Origin of the sequence: Streptomyces sp. NPDC058092, from assembly GCF_042884935.1 — a bacterium.
Lineage (GTDB): Bacteria > Actinomycetota > Actinomycetes > Streptomycetales > Streptomycetaceae > Streptomyces.
This window is the reverse complement of record NZ_JBHVSY010000005.1, coordinates 121,847-141,158: the sequence shown is the minus strand read 5'-3', so window position 1 is coordinate 141,158 and position 19,312 is coordinate 121,847. Positions and strand designations below refer to the sequence as shown.

Sequence of the window (19,312 nt, the reverse complement as noted above, 5' to 3'; positions counted from 1 at the left end):
ACCGGAACACCGGGGTTCAGACGTTCAGCTTCCGGCTGCCGATCAGTTCGGCGATCCGCTCCGGGGCCACCGCGCGCGAGTACAGCCAGCCCTGCCCGGTGTCGCAGCCGATCCTGCGCAGCCGTTCGGCCTGGCCCGCCGTCTCCACGCACTCCGCGGTGACGGTCAGGCCCAGCCGGTGCGCCAGGTGCACCATCGCCTCGACGATCGTCTCGTCGGCGGGGCTCGGGCGGTCGCCGTCGTCGTAGCGGAAGCCGCGTACGAACGAACCGTCCAGCTTCAGCACGGAGACGGGCAGCCGGCTGAGATAGGCGAGGTTCGAGTAGCCGGTCCCGAAGTCGTCGATGGCGATCCGTACGCCCATGTCGCTGAGCGACTGGAGAGCCTGGAGCGGGCGGCCCGCCGAGCCCATCACCGCCGACTCGGTCAGCTCCAGCTGCAGCAGCGCGGGATCGAGGCCGGTCTCGGCGAGGATCTCCGCGACGTCGGTGACCAGGTCGGAGTCCCAGACCTGCCGGACGGCGACATTGACGCTGATGAACAGCGGCGGTTCGGCCGGGTGGTCGAGCTGCCAGCGCCGGGCCTGGCGGCACGCGGAACGCAGCACCCACCGGCCGAGCTGGACGATCGAGCCGTCCTCCTCGGCGATCGCGACGAACCGATTCGGCGAGAGCAGGCCGAACTGGGGGTGGTTCCAGCGGACCAGGGCCTCCACCCCGCGTACGACTCCGTCGGCCATGCCGACCAGCGGCTGGTACTCGATGGTGAACTCGCCGCGTTCGACGGCGGGCCGCAGATGGGAGGAGAGCGTCTGCCGGGTCATCCGGTGGGCGTTGCGCTCCGGGTCGAAGACCGTCCAGCGGGCCTTGCCGTCCGCCTTCGCCCAGTACAGCGTGGTGTCGGCGGCCTGCATCAGACCGGTCGCCGAGGTGTCGGCCACGGCCCGTTCCACCACCCCGATCGAGGCCGAGACGGAGAGCCGCTGCCCGTCCAGGTCGAAGGGCTTCTGCAGCGCGGCGAGCACCATGCGGGCGAGGTCGGTGAGCTGCTGCGTACCGGCGGAGTCCTCGACCAGGATCGCGAACTCGTCGCCGCCCAGGCGCGCCACGAGATGGGCGCCGGGACGGTGCGGGCGGTCCTGGGCCGCGCAGTCGGTGAGCCGTGCGGCGACGGCGGCGAGCAGCCGGTCGCCGATCCGGTGGCCCATCGTGTCGTTGACGGCCTTGAAACCGTCGAGATCGAGATAGCAGAGCCCGATCCGGCCCTGTCCGGTGACCCCGCCGTCCTGGTACGGCGGGGTCTCCAGGACGGCCGAGAGCCGCTCGAAGAACAGCGCCCGGTTGGGCAGCCGGGTCACCGGATCGTGCATCTGGAGGTGGCGCAGCCGCTTCTGCAGCTCACGCCGGTCGCTGACGTCCGCGACGGAGAGCAGCACCCGGCCGGGACCGGGCCGCGGGGCGTCGGCCCGGCCCGCCTCCGGTTCGGGCATCGGCACGACGGTGATCTCGGCCCACAGCGCGCGCCCGTCGGGGTGCTTGAGCCTGCGGGTGCAGCGGAACCGTGAGCGCCGGCCGTGCAGCACCTCGCGGTACGCGTGCCAGGTGCGGCCGTCCGCCGCGAGGTCGAGGAGATCGGCCGCCGACTGCGTGGTCAGCGCAGCGGCGGAGACGCCGAGGAGCCCGCCGAGCGCGTCGTTGGCGGCGAGGACCAGTCCCTCGTGGTCGACGACGGCCATCGGGAGCGTGGCCGCCCGGAAGGCGGCCCGATAGCCGTGCGGCTCGGATCCCCGGACTCCGGCAGCGGGCCACGGAGGGTGACACTCCGTGGCCGACGGTCCTGCGGAGTGGGGGGATGTGACCGCCGCGGGCCTCGGCCCTTCGGAGGTTCCGCTCACCGTTCGCTCCCGCCGTGCAGTTCTGTCCTGAACAGGTGTGGCCGGACTGGCCCGCCGCGCGGAGCGCCACTGTGGGAGGCGGAATCCACGCGGGAAAGCCGGGTGAAGCATAGAGGCTGGTGCGTCGGCCGTTCCAGCGCCCAACCCCTCCACGCCCCGCGTTCGCCCCGCATGGGCCAGTCACTCGCCGATCCGGTTTGCCCGTGACTGATCGTTTCTGAGCGCTTCCGCTCTCTCGCGATCTTCACGTGATTGATTGTGACTGACCGTGAGGGTGAACGCCTCGAAGGGCCGCTGACTCGACTGGGGCAGCTCAACAGGACGAAAGCCTTGAATCATCACAGGGTGAGTGGGTGACCGCAGCTCGCACCCGGAGGTAGATGTGCCGCGTCTGCACAGAACCGGGGGGGTCGGGAGGCCGAGCCTGCGCAGGGTGACCGCGGCGGCGACCTCTCTGATGGCGCTCGCCGCCACCTCCCTCGTCGCCGGGCCCGCCGTGGCCGCCACCGGCGAAGCGGGTCCGTGCGCGCTGCCCCGTACCGAGGTCCACCACTCGCTCGGGATGGGCGAGTGGAACGACGCCTACCCCCGCCCCGTCCACTCCCTCGACGCGGTCATGATCTTCCTCTCCTTCCCGGACCACCGCCCCGGTGCCACCCCCAAGGAGCTCGCCGCCGACTACTTCCCCGCCACCACCCGGTTCTTCCAGCGCGCCTCGTACGGAAAATTCACCCTGCGCCCGCACCCGCTGCGGCAGTGGATCCAGATGCCCAAGGCCTCTGCCTGGTACGGAATACAGCGGGACTGGAACAACGAGCGGCGCAGCGCCTATCTGCGCGACGCCATCGCCGTGGCCGACCCGAAGGTCGATTTCTCCCGGTTCGGCATCGTCTACCTGGTCGCCGACCCGGACGCCCCGGGGGTCGACTCCGACGCCACCAAGGTCGTCAACTTCGACCGGCCGCTGCGGGCCGACGGCGCGGACATCCGGCGCGTCGTCACCGTCTTCGAGCAGCATCCGCCGGACCACAACGTGCTGGCCCACGAGACCGGGCACGTCTTCGACCTGCCGGACCTCTACCACCGGCCGTCCGACGGCAAGGGCGACTGGGACACCTACGTCGGCGACTGGGACGTGATGGGCAGCCAGTTCGGCCTCGCGCCGGACTTCTTCGGCTGGCACAAGTGGAAGCTGGGCTGGCTGGACCGAAAACAGGTGGTCTGCGTCCAGGGCAGCCGGGACATCACCCTGGAGCCGATGGCCGCCGTGCCCGCGCCCGGCGCCTCCATCGGCACCCGGCTCGCGGTGATCAGGACCGGCGAGGGCAGCGCCGTGGCCATCGAGGCCCGCAGCGCCACCGGCAACGACCGGACGACCTGCACCGAGGGCGTCCTGCTCTACCGGGTACGCAATGGAACCCCGTCCGGCGGCGGCCCCGTCGAGGTCATCGACACCCACCCCCGCACCGATGCCTGCTGGGACCGGTCCGTGTACGCGCCGCTCGCGGACGCCCCGATGCGGGTCGGCGAGACGTTCAGCATCCCCGGCGCGCACACCAGGGTCGAGGTCGCCGACCGGACGCCGTCCGGCGCCTGGACGGTCCGGATCACCACGGGAACGTAGAACGCAGGCTTCCGCAACTACGACGCGATGACGCGTGACGTGACCACGAAAAAGCCCCCTCGCTTTCGCGAGAGGGCTTCTTCCGTCTGTGCGCCGCCAGGGACTCGAACCCCGGACCCGCTGATTAAGAGTCAGCTGCTCTAACCAACTGAGCTAGCGGCGCCTGCTGACGTCGTAGACATTAGCACCCTGATCGGCGGGAGGAAAAATCGAATTCCGGGCCGCCGGCGAGGGCGCCGACCTGGTCACCCGCACACAGGCCCAGAGCAGTACGTCCGGGCCCGGCAGCCAGGGGCTACGGGTGTCGGGCGCCACCACCCAGCGGGGCCCCGGGGTGGTGGACGTGCAGGTCAGCGGGGGGACGGTCACCGCGTCCCCGGTGCCGTGGCAGAGCAGTGGCGGAACCTTCGCGCCGTCGCCGTCCCGCCCCCGCGGGTCCGTGCCGGGCCGCGGTTCGAGGCCGCCGCCCCACTCCTCCCAGTCGAGCAGCGACGGCAGCCGCTGGGCGGTGCCGGGGGAGGCGAAGAGCATCATCCGCCCGCGGTGCGTGGCGACGGGGCCGGAGCCGGGGCCGTCGGCCCACAGGTGTTCCAGCATCCGGCGGCCGAAGAGGGTGGGAACGTTCACCACGTCGAAGGCCGAACCGCACGGCAGCACCCCGGGCGAGGAGGGGTGGGCCTCCCACTGCGCCAGCGTGCTGCGCGGATAGGCCGTGGCGCAGGCGAGCCAGGCGGCACCGGCCGCCGTGACCTGAGCCGTCCGGTTCGCGGCCCGGTCCCGCAGGAGAGTGAAGAGGTCGGCGCCGTGGTGGGGGTCGTCGCCGTGATGCAGGGTTGTTTCGTCTGGCAGCCATGCACTCATGCGCCCATGTCTACCGGGAGTGATCAAGTGGATTCCGAGAGTTGCCGGAAATCGGGACAGGTCGCGGTGGGGAGGAGTATCTTGCGCTCGGGCATATGCCAACAGGTGGTACCCGGAGGCGGGACGACGGACCCTACGGCGGCTACGGCTGAGGCCGGCACGGCGGTCGTGGTGAGTCCGGTACGGCAGTCAGGGCGCGGACCCGCCCAGCAGACTCCGGCCGAACTCGACCATCTTCTTGGCGTAGTCCTCGGTCCACTCCGCACGCTGCGCGATGTCCGCGGTCGTCAGCCGGTCGAACCGGCTCGGATCGGCGAGCTGGGCGGCCGCGACGGCCTGGAACTCAACCGCACGGTCCGTCGCGGCACGGAACGCCAGGGTCAGCTCGGTGGCGCGGGCCAGCAGCTCCTGCGGATCGTCCATCGACTCCAGGTCGAAGAAGTGCTCGGGATCGGCGACTGCCGCCGACGGCTCGAAGAGCAGGGGCGCAGGGCGCAGCCACTGCCGCTCGTTCCGCTCGGGTTGTGCCATGTGATGTTTCCTCCTTCGGTGGGCCCGACGGCCACCCTCCATTGTCCAACGCCGCGCAAGGGGGCTGTCCGGCGTTCCGCGAGCGGGCGCCGTCACACCTCCCACCGCACCCGGCGCTCGGCCAGATGTGCCAGCACCGCGTGGTTCGCCTCCCAGCCGTCCGGGAACTTGACCGTGACCCCCAGCTGCACCGGCTCCGTCGACGGGTGCTCGTCCAGCAGCTCCGCGACGCCCGCCCGGCACACCACGACGCACGCGTGCCGGTGGCGCGAGGCCAGTACGCACAGCCGGCCCGTCTCCAGATGGAACGCCGTGGCGTCCGGACGGCCGGACAGCGGGTGCAGGACCACCGTCACATCGAACTCGCGGCCCTGGAGCCGGTTCGCCGTGTCCACCGCCACGCCCGTCACACCCAGCTCGGCGAGCGCCGCCCGTACCGCCGCCGCCTGGTCGCGATGGGCGGTGCCGACCGCGACCCGGTCCGCCGTCACCGGGACCGGATCGGGGGAGCGTTCGCTCGTCGCGGCGCCGCCCCGGTCGAGGAGCCGGCGGACGACCAGGGCCACCGCCCGCACCGCCTCCGGGTCGGTGCGCGGGGTGTGCCGGGCCGGGAGCTCCAGCAGGCCCCAGCCGGACTCCGCGGCCTCGTCCAGCACCCGGTCCGGCGCCGAGCCGTCGGACCGGGCGCCGAAGGACAGCCGCCGGTCGCCGTGGTCCGTACCGCTGCGGAACGGGGTGTACGGATAGAACGCGTCCGAGACGAGCGGCGCGGCCGACGCGGGCAGTCGCCACGACACCGGCAGCCGGTGCTGCGGCAGCCCGGGATTGTGCGCGAGCAGCGTGGAGACCGCGCTCGCGGACGGGTCGTACGACAGCCCCGCCCACTGGTCCGCGCCGACGATCGAGAACGGGTCCAACTGGCCCGGATCACCGACGAACAACGCCCGCTCGAAGAGGCCCGCGACGGCCAGCAGCGCGTCCGAACGCATCTGGTACGCCTCGTCGACGATCGCGTGGCCCCACGGCTCGACGTTCTTCACGTGCGCCCACTTCGCGGCCGTCGAGATGACGACGTCGAGTCCGGCGAGATCCGACGCCTTGGCCGACTTCCGTACGTTGGCCAGGCCGTCCAGCACCTTGTCGTACGGGTCGGAGTCATTGCTGTGCAAGCGGCCGACGGGCAGCCCCGGGTCCTTCTCGGCCAGCCGCACCACCAGGTCGTCGACCTGGGCGTTGGTCTGCGCCACCACCATCAACGGGTGCCCGGCCGCCGCGAGTTCGAGCGCCGCGCGCACCACGAGCGTCGACTTGCCCGCGCCCGGCGGGGAGTCCACCACGATGCCGCGCGACGTACCGCTCAGGGTGTCGGCGAGGATCGCATTGGTCGCCCGCGCGGCCTGGGCGCCCGGGTCGAATACGGCCGTCACAGGAGGTCCTCCGCGGTCATGGGATCGGGATGCTCGGCGCGCTCACCGGCTGCGCCCGGCGGTCCGCCATGGGTCCACGGCGTCTCCTCCGGGTCCGGCAGCTTCGGGCCGCCGCGCTGATCGTGCTCGAACAGGGTCCAGGGGATCCGGTCGCCCGGCTCCGGCACCGAACCCGGGGCCGGCTCCTTGCTCCGGCCCATCCGGTCGGTGATCCGCAGCACCAGCGCGGGCGCGTCGCCGTCCGCCGGCTCCTCGGCGTACCGAACGAACTCGGCGGTCTGCGGCCTGCCGTCCAGCGAGCGGTACACCTTGGTACGTTCGCCGAGATGCGGGCGCTCGTCCGTGCGGACGGTGACCAGCGGGCGGGGGGACGGGCGCTTGGACTCGCTGTACGCCATCACCACGTCCGTCACCTCGCCGACGAACGCCTCACCTGCCAGCCGCCGCCCGGCCAGCACCAGCGGATCGTCCAACGCCTCCTGCGCCTCCAACTGCGCCTGCGCCGTCTCGCGCGAGGCCAGCTTCTGCGCCGCCGTCACCGCGTCGTCCCGGCGCGGCTGCGGCGGCTCACCGGAGCGCACCCGGTCCCGGTGACCGGTGAACGACCAGCGGTCCCTGGTCCACCGGTCCTCGGCCCGGGACCCCTCGGGCAGCTCCCTCAGCAGATCGAGCCCCCGCCACACCGCGTCCCAGGTCGGCCGCGTCACGGTGGCCAGCAGCGCCCTGATCTCCCGCTCGGCGCCGGTCAGTTCGGCAAGCCGGGCATCGGCCGCCAGACCGTCCTGCGCCGCCGCGAGCGAGGCGCGTGCCCGGTCGTACTTCTCGATGGCGGGCGCCAGCAGCCGGTTGTCGAAGGCCGGGTCGGTCGCCGGACCGGCCGGCGGGCACAACAGCTGGCCCGCGCCGTCCCGGTCCAGCTCCGCGCGGAGCGCCGCCGACACCCCGGACTCGCCCGCCGGGGCGTCGATCCAGGCCAGCAGCGCGCCCAGATGCTGATCCTCCAGGCTGCTCTGCCCGGTCGCCCAGTGCCGGTTCAGCAGATCCGTCGCGGCGAGCAGCAACGAGGAGCCCGGCACCCTGGCCCGCTCCCCGTAGTGCGTCAGCCAGCGGCCCAGCAGCGGGACGCGGGCCGGGGCGGGGTACGGGGTGTCGGGATCGTCCTCTGTGGTGCGACGGAACCGCATGGACCGGCCGAGCAGCCGTACGAAGTCGATGCCCGCCCGGCTCGGCACGATCAACTGCGGGGCGTCCGCGCACAGTTCGACCTCGACCTTGACCTTCTTGCCGGTCGCCGGATCGGTCTCGTTGCGCTCGACGGGCTCGACGACATCCTCGTACGCCTCGATGTGCGGCAGCACCGCCTCGGCCAGCTCCGCGAGGAACGCGAACCGCAGATCCCGGTCGCGCGGCTGCGACACCGCCAGCAGCCGGGGCGCCGCCCGGTCCGTCCCGACGAGCGCCCCCAGCGGCGCGCCCGCCTCACCGGCAGTGGTCAGCGGCACGACGACGAGCGGCCGGTCGGTGAGATGGCGGTGCAGGACCGTCGCCATCGGCTGCGCCCGGCCGCTCTCCACGGCCTCCAGCCGGGCCAGGGTGCTGATCAGCGACATTCCGCACCGCCCGCCAGCGCCTCGGCCCGCAGCGCCTCGGCCCGCAGCGCCGCCGCCCGCCGCAGGGCCGCGACCGTCGGATCCGCGGGATCGCCCTCCTTGCCGGCGGCGGCGGCCAGCACCGCACCCACGGTCGTCAGCCCGCCGAGCTCACCGCGCACACTCCGCCCCAGCGCCTCCACCGCACCCGCCGCACGGGCCTTCGCCCGGCAGTGGAAGGCCAGTTCGCACGCGGCCAGGCACTCCGGGGCGTACGCCGCGCCGACCGATTCGACCGCGGCGTCGAGCTGCTCCCGGGGGCACTCCGGATCGAAGGTGGTGCCTTCGGGCAGCGCCGCCGCGATGTCCTCGACCCGGGCCAGCCTGGTCAGCTGGCGCCGGGTGACCGCACGCTGCTTCCGTACGTCCACGACCGAGGCGGCGGGCAGATTGGAGAAGTCCTTCGGGCAGACCAGCAGCACCCGGTGTCCGACCTCCGCACCCTCCGTCAGCTCCGCGATCCGCTCCAGCGCCAGTACGTAGACGGCGGACTGCCGGGCCGCCGCACCGACCTTCGCCGCGTCGGCCGAACCGTCGATCAAGGGGAAGGACTTGATCTCGACGACCGTCCACGTGCCGTCGGGGTGCACCGCCACCGCATCCGGCTCCAGATAGGCGGGGGAGCCCGCCACCTCCAGGGCCAGCATCGGGTGGTCCAGCAGCGCCCAGCCGCCCGCCTCGGTCGCCTCCCGCAGCGCGAGCGCCGTGCGCGCGGCACGGCCCTCGGGACCGGCCGCCGTCAGATCGGGCACCAGGACCTCGCGCGGCGCCCCGGCGGCATCGCCGAGGTGCTCGTACAGCAGCCGCATCAGCTCCGTACCGCCGTCGGCCTTGACCTTGGCCTCGAAGGCGTTGCCCCGGACGAGAGCGAACTGAGACTGGCCGAACGGGGCGGGCGAACCGAGCGCCGTGGCCAGCGCGGCCTTGTCCACCCCGGCGCCGTCCAGCAGGGCGCGGCGCCGGCAGCCCGGGTTGGCGGCGAGGGCGGCCAGCGCACGGGCGTCGAGCGGACGCGGGGCAACGGCCGGGCCGCGCAGCTCAGCGAGCCGCTGCCGGAGCGTCGTCCCCCGCTCCTCCCGCTCTTGCGGAGGCAGCGGCTTCGGCCCGGGGTGCGCGGCCGGCCGGGGCGTCTGCGTCGACCGGTGCCGGGGCATCGGTGGGGTCTGCGGAGGTGGTCCGCTGGCCAGGGATTCGCTCACCCGCCGAAGTCTTGCATCCGGCACTGACAACCGGGGACTTCGCACCTGCGGCGAACCGCGGGAAGCGGGCTCCGAGCCGGTCCCTGACCTGGTCGGCGAGACGCAGCACCGGTCGGGTGAGCAGGGCTCCGATGCCCATCACGGCAGCGCCCGCGACCGCGTCGAGGAAGTAGTGGTTCGCCGTGCCCATCACCACGACCGTGGTGACCAGGGGGTATGCGATGCCCGCGGCCCGGACGAGCGGGTGCCGGCCGTGCCGCCACAGCAGGATTCCGCACCAGAGCGCCCAGCCGACGTGCAGGCTCGGCATCGCCGCGTACTGGTTCGTCATTCCGCCCATGCCGCGCGGGGCACTCGCCTCGGCGCCCCACCACCCGTACGAGCTGTACTGCGCCATCGTGTCGACGAAGCCGTGACTGGCGTGCAGCAGCCGGGGCGGGCAGGTCGGCATCAGCGTGAAACCGATCAGGCCGAGCAGCGTGGAGGTCATCAGCCAGGTGCGGGCCCTGCGGTACAGGGCCTGGCGGCGGCGGAAGAGCCAGATCAGGACGGCCGGGGTGACCAGGTAGTGCAGGGAGGCGTACGCGAAGTCGGCGGGTATGCCTATCGAGGAACGGGCGGTCAGCAGCCGGTTGAGCGGGTGCTCGAAGTTGATGTGGAGTGTCTTCTCCAGGTGCAGGATGCGCAGACCGTGGTCGACGGCCGTGGACACGTCGCCGCGCACGACCAGCCGGCCCGCCGAGTAGGCTGCGTACACCAGCGCCAGCAGCGGCAGCTCGGTCCACCAACGGGGCCGCGGGCGCGCCAAGGGCGCGGTGCTGGCAAGCTGCATCCGGAAGCTCTCCATCATGTGTTCATGCGACCGACGGCGGGCGTTCAACCGTACGGTGTAGGTCGGCCGTGATTCCCCCCGGGGGGTCCGGTCGGATCCCCTGTGTGTGTACGGATTTCTCCGCGCAGGGAGGGACGCCGGTCCGGCCCCGGAGGTTGCCTCCCGGACCCGTGCGCGATGATGGGAAAACCGGACGATCCGTTTCCTGTTTCGATCTCCGGCCCTCAGATCTCAGTTCAGGGAGAGCCGTCATGGCACCGCGTATCCTGCTCGCCCGGCACGGCCAGACGGAATGGTCCGTCAAGGGCAATCACACCGGCAGGACGGACATCCCGCTGCTCGACACCGGCCGGGCGGGCGCCAAGCTCCTCGGTGAGCGGCTGCACCGCAAGCCGTGGGCGGACCTGCCGGGCCTCGAAGTCCGCACCAGTCCGCTGCTGCGGGCCAAGGAGACCTGCGACATCGCGGGATTCGCGGACCGGGCCGAGCCGTGGGACGCGCTGCTGGAGTGGGACTACGGGGCGTACGAGGGCATGACTCCGGCCGAGATCAAGGCGATCCGCCCCGACTGGTTCATCTGGCGTGACGGGGTGCCTCAGGGGGAGACCCTGGCCGAACTGTCCGCCCGCGCCGACGAGATCGTCGACTGGGCCCGCTCGGCCGACCGCGACGTCCTGGTCTTCGCCCACGGCCACATCCTGCGGGCGCTGGGCGCGCGGTGGCTCGGCGAGGACGTGTCGTTCGCGGCGCGCATCCGGCTCGACCCCACGTCGCTGTCGGTGCTGGGGTGGGCGTACGGGGCGCCCGCGATAGAACGCTGGAACGACACGGGCCACCTGGACCGGTAGACCCTGCCGGCGCGGCGAGAACCAGCCTGTCCGGCGTTCGAGGACGGACCCGGTCGTGCGGGCTGCCCGACGGCCAGGTCCCCGCTACACCCCCGCGACCTCCCCGTACCGCTCCAGGAACCCCCGTACCTCCGCCACGTCCCGATGCGGCGCCAGCACCGTCGCCGCGCCCGCCAGCATCGCCCGGATACGGGACGACTGGACCCGGTCCAGCAGGTCCAGGACCTGATGGCCCGCCGTCGCCGCCTCCGGGGCCCGGCCCGCCCGGGCGAGGTCCCAGGTCAGCTCGGCCCGGTACAGCGCCAGATTCCGGGTGAAGTGCGGATCCTGGAGCCGCGTCGCCCGCAGCGCGTGGCGGGCCGCCCGCGACCAGTCGCCCAGCGCCGACCAGCACTGCGCCTCCAGCATCTCCAGCTCCGCCTCCCGGAAGAACGTCATCCACTCCGGGTCGGCATCGGACGGCCCGCACCCGAACGCGGTGTGCGCCCGGCCGATCGCCCGTTCGCAGCCCGTACGGTCCCCGAGCCCCGCCCGGCCCCCCGCCTCCCGCAGCGCGAGCAGCGCCAGCAGCCGCGGCGAACCCAGCGGCTGCGCCGCCCGCTGCCCGGCCTCGGCCGCGCGTACGGACTCGCGGGGCCGCCCCGTGTCCCTGGCCAGGAACGACGTATTGCAGAACGCGTGTGCCTCCAGCCCCGCGTCACCCGCCACGCGCGCCGTGGCGAGCGCCTCCGCGTAGTGCGAGCGGGCGTCCTCGAACCGGCCCGAGTCATGGGCCAGCCAGCCCACGGAGATGGCCAGTTCGCCGGCCCCGGCATGCAGCCGGTCGGCGGTGGAGCGCATGGTGGCGGTCCCGGAGTCGAGCAGGGCGTATGCCGCCCGCAGCGGCTGGGACGCCCTGCGGTACAGGCCGTCACCGCCGTGCCGGTCGTCGAGCAGCCGGATCTGCCGCACCGCCTTTTCGACGGCGCTCACCTCGGCTTCGCCGACCCTGCGTGAGTCGGGCCGGGTGGCGGCAGCGGCGGATGTGCCGCCGAGGCCGAGCCCCAGGGTCGCGGCCGCCATCGCGGTGGTGCCGCTCGTCATGAATTCGCGACGCAGCACGTCGCTCTCCTCGTGGGTGTCGCTGTGGAGCGCAGGGGGCGGTGGGGGTTCGGCAGTGGCCCGCGCCGCCCGGCCGCGTACGGTTTCGCGCGGTGAGAAGCCCAGGTCCGCCAGGGTCGTCCCGGGGAACATGTGCAGGAAGACCCGCTCGTACGCGTAGTTGGGGCAGCGGATCTCGCCGGACTCCACGCGTCCGATGTACCGGGCGTCGCACGCGACCTGCTCGCCGATCTCGCGGGCGGATCTGCGTACCGCGGCAGCGAACTCCCCGGCGGAGCGCGGTCCGCGCAGCCGCCGGAAGGCGAGGTTGGGAACTGCCCCTGTCGACACCATGGGATAGGCCCTCTCTTTCGGATCATGCCGGGCTCGCGGGGTCTGGCACGCACATCTGCGGCGTTGTCGTCGGTCACCAACTCCCCCATAGCCTTGAAGGCATGGAGGGGACCCCCTCCGCGTTGCCTCCCTCCTCCGCCTTGCAGCTGCACGCACCAGACCCCGCTCCCTGATCCGGCCTGATCCGAAAGAGAGGGCCTGGACCTCTCTTCTGCAGCCGGGGTTTCTTCTGCAGCCGGGTTCCTGCTTCCGGTGTCCCGGCGGAGCAAGAACGTACCTGTTGTGACCGACCACACACACAGCGTTTCCCGGCATAAGGGGGCATCTCGCCCACGATCCGCCATGAACTGCCATCCTTTGCGGCGGCGTGGCACCGTAGCCCTTGACGCAGTCGGCGCGTTGGTCCATGCGGAGACGGAATCCGGCTCCGCCCGGCGATGAGAGGAGAGGTCCCTTGTTGCATCTCGGCACGGAGACCGGCTCGCGGACGACTGCGACGACCCAGGCCGCGACGGGTGCCCCGGCACCCACCGCGCCCACCGCGCCCCCGGCGGACCACGGCGCCGAACCCTGCGACCTGGTGACCGTCCCGGCCCGCCAGGGACTGGAGGCCGTGGACATCCTGCGCCGCGGCGCCGACCAGGAGGCCGTCGGCCCGGTTCTGCACGACGGCGCCTGCGACACCCTCGGCTTCCTGGTGCCCCCGGGGACCGCCGAGGCCTGGGACGTACCGGGCAGCGCCTGTACGCAGACCGCCGGCCGCGGGCTCCGCATCCCCGCCGAGCCGCCGGTCAGCGGCAGCGGCTGGCTGCTGCCGCCCGAGGACGACGCCCCGGTCACCGACCCGGCCGCGCTACGGGCCGCTCTCGACCAGGCGGCCCGGCTGATCGAGGCGGCCGACAACTGCAGCTGACCGCGGCCCCCTCGCCCGCGCGCTCATAATGGGCCGGTGGCCGGGATTCCCCGGCGCGGCCGGTTCCGTACCGGTCCGGAGCGATGAGCAGTGAGCAGGCGCGAGCAGCAGTGGCACGTCGAGGAGCGTCGGGCGCGGGCGCGCGTAAGCGGTCCGACCGCAAGGCCGACGGAAGGGTCGAACGCGCGGCCGGGCGCGGCGGATCCGGGCGCCGGGCGGAGCCCCTCGCCGAACCGGTGGACGGCGGCCTCGCCGAGCTGGTGCCCGACCGGGAACGCCCGCACGCCTGGACGCTGACGCTCGACGGCGCCCCGCAGTCCCATGTGGATCTCGACGACCCCACGTATCTGTCCTTCGAGTACCAGCGCAGGATCGGCCACATCGCCGACCTCGTCGCACCCGCCGGGCAACCCCTGCACGTGGTGCACCTCGGCGGCGGCGCGTTCACCCTCGCCCGCTACATCGCCGCGACCCGGCCCCGCTCCACCCAGCAGATCATCGAAGTGGACGCCGCGCTCGTCCAACTGGTCCGCCGCGAACTGCCGTTGGATCCACAGGCCAGGATCCGGGTCCGCGCCACCGATGCCCGCGCCGGGCTCGGCAAGATCCAGGACGGCTGGGCGGACCTCGTCATCGCCGATGTCTTCAGCGGGGCCCGTACCCCCGCACACCTCACCAGCACCGAGTTCCTGGCCGAGGTCCGCCGGGTCCTGAAGCCCGGCGGGAGTTACGTGGCCAACCTCGCGGACGGGCCGCCGCTGACCCACCTCCGCGGCCAGATAGCCACCGCGGCCACGGTCTTCCCCGAACTGGCCCTCGCCGCCGACCCGACCGTGTGGCGCGGCCGCCGCTTCGGCAACGCGGTGCTGCTCGCCTCGGACCGGCCGCCGAAGGTCGCGGAACTGACCCGCCGGGTCGCGACCGACCCGCACCCCGGACGCGTCGAACACGGGCGCGCCCTCGCCGACTTCACCGGCGGCGCGACCCCGGTGAGCGACGCGGACGCCAGACCGTCCCCGGCACCACCGCCGTCGGCCTTCGGGTGAGTGAGCCGTCGGTCTTCGGCCAGGGGTCGCCGGTACGAAGCCGGCGTGCCCCCACCCGAACTTCGAACCGCTTCGGACAGGACACTCCTGGAGCAGCCCGGCTACACGGTCTCGACCGTGGCGGCTGGTCGTTCCAGGTGCAGAAGACCGGCACCACCCGGCCGTCGTCGCTGAAGTTCACCCGGATCCACGTCGGGTTCGTCCAGACCCGCATCGGCCGGCCCTGTGCCGGTGTCGCCGGGACTCTCCACATGGTGATCCTTTCGGGAAGGGCTGGGGGCAGGGGTTCACACCGCCGTCGGTGCCGCCGTGACCCCCATGACCAGCGAATAGAGCGTGTCGCTCGCCGTGATGAAGAGACGGTTCCTCTTCGGGCCGCCGAAGCGGATATTGGAGACCGTGTTGGGCACCAGGATGCGGCCGAGCAGGGTCCCGTCCGGGGCGTAGCAGTGCACTCCGTCGTCCATGGCCGCGGCCCAGAGGTGGCCCCGGTCGTCAAAGCGGATGTTGTCGAAGCGGCCCTCCTCGGTCCCTTCGGCGAAAACCTTGCCCTCGGAGAGGGTGCCGTCCGCGCGTACCTCGAAGACACGGATCCGGTTGGCCCGGGTGTCGGAGACGTACAACTCGCTCTCGTCAGCTGAGAAGACCAGGCCGTTGGGGGCGCCGAAGCCGTCGGCCACGAGCCGCACCTCGCCGGTGTCCGGGGCGATTCGGTAGACGTTGTTTGCGCCGATCTCGCTCTCGGCGCGGTGGCCCTCGTAGTCGCTGGTGATCCCGAAGTCCGGGTCCGAGAACCAGATCGAGCCGTCGGACTTCACGGCCGCGTCGTTCGGGCTGTTGAGCCGCTTGCCCCGGTAGCGGTCGGCGAGCACGGTGACCGAGCCGTCGTGCTCGGTCCGGGTGACCCGGCGGTTGCCCTGCTCACACGTGATCAGACGGCCCTCGCGGTCCAGGGTGTTGCCGTTGGAGTGCCCCGCGGGCGAGCGGAAGACGCTGACCGCCCCGGTCGTCTCGTCCCAGCGCAGCATCCGGTCGTTCGGGATGTCACTCCAGATCAGCTGGCGCCAGGCCGGGATGTACAGCGGCCCCTCCGCCCAGCGGGAGCCCACGTGGAGCGTCTCCAGTTGCAGATCACCCACGATGCACTTCTCCGTACGGAACCTGTCGTCGAGCACTTCGCACAGCGCGGGGCGGCCAGTGGCCATGTCCGTTCTCCTTTAGTCGTTCTGCGTACCAAGTTCTGAACAACATCCTGCCGAAGTTGAGTATTGCAGGATGTCATATAGTAGATCACCCACATTGGGTGGAGCTGGTTTTGAGGAGGGCGTCATGGATGATGTGGACCGGAAGTTGCTGAACCTGCTGCAGGAGGACGCCACGCAGGCGTACGCCGCCCTGGGCAAGGCCGTCGGGCTCTCCGCGGGTGCGGCCCATGAGCGGGTGCGCAAGCTGCGCGAGTCGGGGGTGATCCGCCGCACGACGGTCGAGGTGGACCCCGCCGCCGTCGGCGGCGGGGTGCTGGCCTTCGTCATGGTCGACTCGTCGGCCTGGATGGGCGACTCCGGCAAGTGCTTCGCCGCGATCCCCGAGTTGCAGGAGGCCCACATCATCGCGGGCAGCGCATCGGTCCTGGTGAAGGTCAGGACCGGGACGACCGAGCAACTCCAGGACGTACTGAGGCGGTTGTACGAGATCGAGGGCGTCAGCGGGACCCAGGCGACGGTGGCCCTGGAGACGTTCTTCGAGAGGCCGGTGTCGACGGGAGTCTGAAGCACCCTCCGGGAAGGTTCACGACGCCCTGTACGACATCGGTGCGTCTTCGGATCCTGGAAGTACGCCTTGGTGATGTCGCCGGAGTCGGCAGCGATCGGCCACTTTCCGACGTCCCCCACACCCGGCCGGAGCAGATGGCGGCCGATCTTCACGTGGTCCAGCTCGTCCGGATCGGCCGGCGAGACCGGTCCCGACCACTGGGGACCGTCTGAACCGCCCCCGCCCCGCCGCTCCCTGCCGCCACCCCGCTGCCCCGCCCCGGCCCCGGCTTCGGGGAAAGAACGCGAATACGCCCCCGGCCACCCCCACCGCACGACACCCCGTTCACCTTCCGGCGGGCGGCCGGGCGTGAACCGGGGATCACGCGGCCCGCGCCCGGAGGCGGGCGGAAATGCGGATCCCGCCGCAGCGGTTCCGAAAGTCCGCCCCGACGGCCCTCGTTCGACACGTCCTTGACCTGCGCATTCCCGAAATGGCCTGACCCCGCGGCCGATTCCCCGGCCGGCGCCCGCGGGTTATGGCAAGACTTCGGCGGGACACGGTCTCGTGACTTGCAGGACACACTCGGGCAACGGAAGCGCCTTCAACTCTTGACACCCACCCCTCAAAGGCAGGAACCTTCCGGCATCGACGCATGGGAGCGCTCCCACATCGTGCGGGGGCTTCCCGCTCGAACGGCACTGCCCGTGTCCTCCCCCCTGAACCACCCGGCACCCGCACTCACCAGCGCGTATGCCGCGCAGTCAGAACGCCAGTCCCACCCTGGAACAAGGAGTAGTGGAATGCGCATCACCCGCACCGTCGCCGGCCGGAGCCGCAGAGCCGTGGTTCTGGCCACCACGGGCCTGACAGCCTCGGCCCTGTTGCTGACCGGCTGCAGCAGCGACTCGGACTCATCGGACAGCACGGGCACCGACGCGAACGGGAAGATCACGCTGACCGTTGCCGACTTCGGGCAGTTCGGCTACAAGGAAGCCGGCCTCTTCGCCAAGTACCACGAGCTGCACCCGAACATCACGGTCAAGGAAGACACCACCGCGGACGAGAAGGTCTACTACCCCAAGCTGCTCCAGCAGCTGAACTCGGGCAGCGGCCTCGCCGACATCCAGGGCATCGAGGTCGGCCGGATCAAGGAGATCGTCGACACCAAGGCGGACCAGTTCGCCGACCTCGGCAAGGTGATCGACGTCAACGAGTGGGTGTCCTGGAAGGAGAAGCAGGCCACCACGTCCGGCGGTCAGGTGATCGGCGCGGGCACCGACATCGGCCCGATGTCCCTCTGTTACAACACCGACCTCTTCAAGAAGGCCGGTCTGCCCACCGACCGCGCGGAAGTCGCGAAGAAGATCGCGGGCGGCTGGGAGGACTACATCAAGCTCGGCGAGGAGTACAAGAAGAACGCGCCGAACGGCACGTACTTCATGGACTCCGCCAGCGCCATGTTCAACGCCGTCGTGAGCTCGAACGCCAAGCAGTACTACGACGAGAGCGGCAAGCCGATCTACAAGGACAGCCCCAGCGTCCAGCAGGGCTGGAACCTCGCCGCCGAGGTCGCGTCCAAGAAGCTCTCCCAGGGCCTCGCCCAGTTCGACACCAACACCTGGGTTCCCGCGCTGCGCAAGGGCACCATCGCCACCGTGGCCTGCCCCGCCTGGATGGCCGGTCAGATCTCGACCAACGCCGGTGAGGGCAACAAGGGCAAGTGGGACATCACCACCGCGCCCGGTTCGACCGCCGCCAACTGGGGCGGCTCCTTCCTCGCCGTGCCCAAGTCGGGCAAGAACGTGGAGGAAGCCGGCCAGCTGGTGAAGTGGCTGACCGCGCCCGAGCAGCAGGCCGCGGTGTTCAAGGCGATCGGTGTCTTCCCGTCCAACAAGGGCGCGTACGACCTGCCGGACGTGAAGAACGCGAAGCTCCCGTACTTCAACGACGCGCCGATCGGCCAGATCTACGCCGACGAGGCCAAGTCCATCCCCGAGGCGGTCCTCGGCGCGAAGGACGGCGTCATCAAGGACACCATCTCCACCCAGATCACCAACATGGAGCAGCGCGGCACGAGCCCTGACGACGCGTGGAAGGCGGCGACCAACGCGATCGACAAGGCGATCGGCTGACCGTCGCCGGTGCGGGCGGGCCCCAGGAGCCGCCCGCACCGGCACGCGTGTCCAGGAGCCGCCCGCACCGGCAGTGCGCGGACGACCACCTCGGCGCCGTACCCGCGCACCCCCTCGTACAGGGCAACTCAGCAACTCAGGGAAGGACTCCCGCCCGTGGCCACCTCGAATCCCACCCGGGACGCATACGCCCCGCCACCCGGCGGTTCCCCGCAGACACCGGCCCGGTCCCGTCGGCAGACCTGGCGGAGTCGGCTGTGGCGGTTCGACGACAAGGCATCGCCGTACGCCTACATAGCCCCGTTCTTCCTCGTCTTCGGCGCCTTCGGGCTCTATCCGCTGCTGTACACCGGATGGATCGCCCTGCACCGGGTGGAGATGACCGGCCTGGACCGGATGGAGTGGGTCGGCTGGGACAACTTCGACAGGATCCTGCACGACTCCGAGTTCTGGACGGCCCTCAGCAACACCTTCCTGATCGGGGTCATGTCGACCGTCCCGCAGCTGCTGGTCGCGCTCGGCCTGGCCCACCTGCTGAACTACCGGCTGCGCGCCAGCACCTTCTGGCGGACGGTCGTCCTCACCCCGTACGCCACCTCCGTGGCCTCCGCGGCCCTCGTCTTCGCCCTGGTCTTCCGGGCCGACGGCGGCCTGCTGAACTGGGTGCTGCACTTCATCGGCCTCGGCGACACCAACTGGGCCAATGGCCACTGGACTTCGAAGATCGCGATCTCCGTCATCGTGATCTGGCGCTGGACGGGCTACAACACCCTGATCTACCTGGCCGCCATGCAGGCCGTGCCGGCCGATCTGTACGAGGCCGCGTCACTGGACGGCGCGTCGCGCTGGCAGCAGTTCCGCAAGGTGACCATCCCCTCGCTGCGGCCCACGATCCTCTTCACGATCGTCATCTCGACCATCGGCTCCATGCAGCTGTTCGGTGAGCCGCTGCTGCTGGAGGGCGGCACGCTCGGAGCCACCGGCGGCAACGAGAATCAGTACGAGACGCTCAGCGTCTACCTCTACAACTACGGCTGGAATCTGGGGCACCTCGGTCCGGCCGCCGCAGTGGCCTGGGCGATGCTCGCCCTCCTGCTGATCATCGCCGCGGTCAACTGGCTCATCGGCCGCTTCGTACGCACATCCGCGGTCTGACCGGGAGCGAAT

At 71.6% G+C, this 19,312-nt stretch carries 16 protein-coding genes and 1 tRNA gene; 7 read left to right on the top strand and 10 right to left on the bottom strand.

The window, feature by feature from the left end:
- Positions 1 to 16: 16 nt before the first annotated feature.
- Positions 17 to 1,894, bottom strand: coding sequence for a putative bifunctional diguanylate cyclase/phosphodiesterase (locus ACFVV1_RS10750; protein WP_389987682.1), 1,878 nt, complete (start codon positions 1,892 to 1,894; stop codon positions 17 to 19).
- Positions 1,895 to 2,351: 457 nt separating this feature from the next.
- Between ACFVV1_RS10750 and ACFVV1_RS10745 the strand changes: the two genes are divergently transcribed.
- Positions 2,352 to 3,518 (top strand): M6 family metalloprotease domain-containing protein, encoded by a 1,167-nt coding sequence (locus ACFVV1_RS10745; protein WP_389988258.1) that lies wholly within the window; start codon positions 2,352 to 2,354, stop codon positions 3,516 to 3,518.
- An 89-nt stretch (positions 3,519 to 3,607) separates the two neighbouring features.
- On the opposite strand, the gene ACFVV1_RS10740 is transcribed toward ACFVV1_RS10745, so the two are convergent.
- From ACFVV1_RS10740 to ACFVV1_RS10710, 7 genes are all read right to left on the bottom strand, one after another.
- Positions 3,608 to 3,681: transfer RNA gene (locus ACFVV1_RS10740), tRNA-Lys, on the bottom strand.
- Positions 3,672 to 4,379 (bottom strand): hypothetical protein, encoded by a 708-nt coding sequence (locus ACFVV1_RS10735; protein WP_389987679.1) that lies wholly within the window; start codon positions 4,377 to 4,379, stop codon positions 3,672 to 3,674. The genes ACFVV1_RS10740 and ACFVV1_RS10735 overlap by 10 nt, the downstream gene beginning before the upstream one ends.
- Positions 4,380 to 4,568: 189 nt before the next feature.
- Entirely contained in the window at positions 4,569 to 4,910 is a 342-nt protein-coding gene (locus ACFVV1_RS10730) for a hypothetical protein (RefSeq protein WP_389987676.1), read from the bottom strand.
- Positions 4,911 to 5,002: 92 nt separating this feature from the next.
- Positions 5,003 to 6,337, bottom strand: coding sequence for an AAA domain-containing protein (locus ACFVV1_RS10725; protein ID WP_389987673.1), 1,335 nt, complete (start codon positions 6,335 to 6,337; stop codon positions 5,003 to 5,005).
- The gene (locus tag ACFVV1_RS10720; RefSeq protein ID WP_389987670.1) at positions 6,334 to 7,947 is read right to left on the bottom strand and encodes a hypothetical protein; all 1,614 of its coding nucleotides are present in this window, start codon (positions 7,945 to 7,947) and stop codon (positions 6,334 to 6,336) included. Before ACFVV1_RS10720 ends, ACFVV1_RS10725 begins: the two co-directional genes overlap by 4 nt.
- On the bottom strand, positions 7,938 to 9,140 hold the full coding sequence (locus tag ACFVV1_RS10715) for a hypothetical protein (RefSeq protein ID WP_389987667.1): 1,203 nt from the start codon (positions 9,138 to 9,140) through the stop codon (positions 7,938 to 7,940). The genes ACFVV1_RS10720 and ACFVV1_RS10715 overlap by 10 nt, the downstream gene beginning before the upstream one ends.
- Positions 9,025 to 10,017, bottom strand: coding sequence for a phosphatase PAP2 family protein (locus ACFVV1_RS10710; protein WP_389987664.1), 993 nt, complete (start codon positions 10,015 to 10,017; stop codon positions 9,025 to 9,027). The genes ACFVV1_RS10715 and ACFVV1_RS10710 overlap by 116 nt, the downstream gene beginning before the upstream one ends.
- Before the next feature lie 251 nt (positions 10,018 to 10,268).
- Between ACFVV1_RS10710 and ACFVV1_RS10705 the strand changes: the two genes are divergently transcribed.
- Entirely contained in the window at positions 10,269 to 10,865 is a 597-nt protein-coding gene (locus ACFVV1_RS10705; protein ID WP_389987662.1) for a histidine phosphatase family protein, read from the top strand.
- A gap of 84 nt (positions 10,866 to 10,949) precedes the next feature.
- Here the strand turns inward: ACFVV1_RS10705 and ACFVV1_RS10700 are convergent, their stop codons facing one another.
- Complete coding sequence (locus tag ACFVV1_RS10700; RefSeq protein ID WP_389987659.1) at positions 10,950 to 12,299, bottom strand: tetratricopeptide repeat protein; 1,350 nt, start codon at positions 12,297 to 12,299, stop codon at positions 10,950 to 10,952.
- 457 nt (positions 12,300 to 12,756) lie between these two features.
- On the opposite strand from ACFVV1_RS10700, the gene ACFVV1_RS10695 reads away from it, so the two are divergent.
- Positions 12,757 to 13,212 carry a hypothetical protein gene (locus tag ACFVV1_RS10695; protein ID WP_389988255.1) on the top strand — a complete coding sequence of 152 codons (456 nt, stop codon included), beginning with the start codon at positions 12,757 to 12,759 and terminating at the stop codon, positions 13,210 to 13,212.
- 110 nt (positions 13,213 to 13,322) lie between these two features.
- Positions 13,323 to 14,258: a spermidine synthase gene (locus ACFVV1_RS10690; RefSeq protein ID WP_389988252.1), complete on the top strand. Its 936-nt coding sequence runs from the start codon at positions 13,323 to 13,325 to the stop codon at positions 14,256 to 14,258.
- A gap of 287 nt (positions 14,259 to 14,545) precedes the next feature.
- Here the strand turns inward: ACFVV1_RS10690 and ACFVV1_RS10685 are convergent, their stop codons facing one another.
- The gene (locus tag ACFVV1_RS10685; RefSeq protein WP_389987656.1) at positions 14,546 to 15,463 is read right to left on the bottom strand and encodes an SMP-30/gluconolactonase/LRE family protein; all 918 of its coding nucleotides are present in this window, start codon (positions 15,461 to 15,463) and stop codon (positions 14,546 to 14,548) included.
- Positions 15,464 to 15,587: 124 nt separating this feature from the next.
- Between ACFVV1_RS10685 and ACFVV1_RS10680 the strand changes: the two genes are divergently transcribed.
- From ACFVV1_RS10680 to ACFVV1_RS10670, 3 genes are all read left to right on the top strand, one after another.
- On the top strand, positions 15,588 to 16,028 hold the full coding sequence (locus ACFVV1_RS10680) for an Lrp/AsnC family transcriptional regulator (RefSeq protein WP_389987653.1): 441 nt from the start codon (positions 15,588 to 15,590) through the stop codon (positions 16,026 to 16,028).
- Positions 16,029 to 16,813: 785 nt separating this feature from the next.
- Entirely contained in the window at positions 16,814 to 18,145 is a 1,332-nt protein-coding gene (locus ACFVV1_RS10675) for an ABC transporter substrate-binding protein (RefSeq protein WP_389987650.1), read from the top strand.
- A 156-nt stretch (positions 18,146 to 18,301) separates the two neighbouring features.
- Complete coding sequence (locus tag ACFVV1_RS10670) at positions 18,302 to 19,300, top strand: carbohydrate ABC transporter permease (protein WP_389987647.1); 999 nt, start codon at positions 18,302 to 18,304, stop codon at positions 19,298 to 19,300.
- Positions 19,301 to 19,312: the final 12 nt, after the last annotated feature.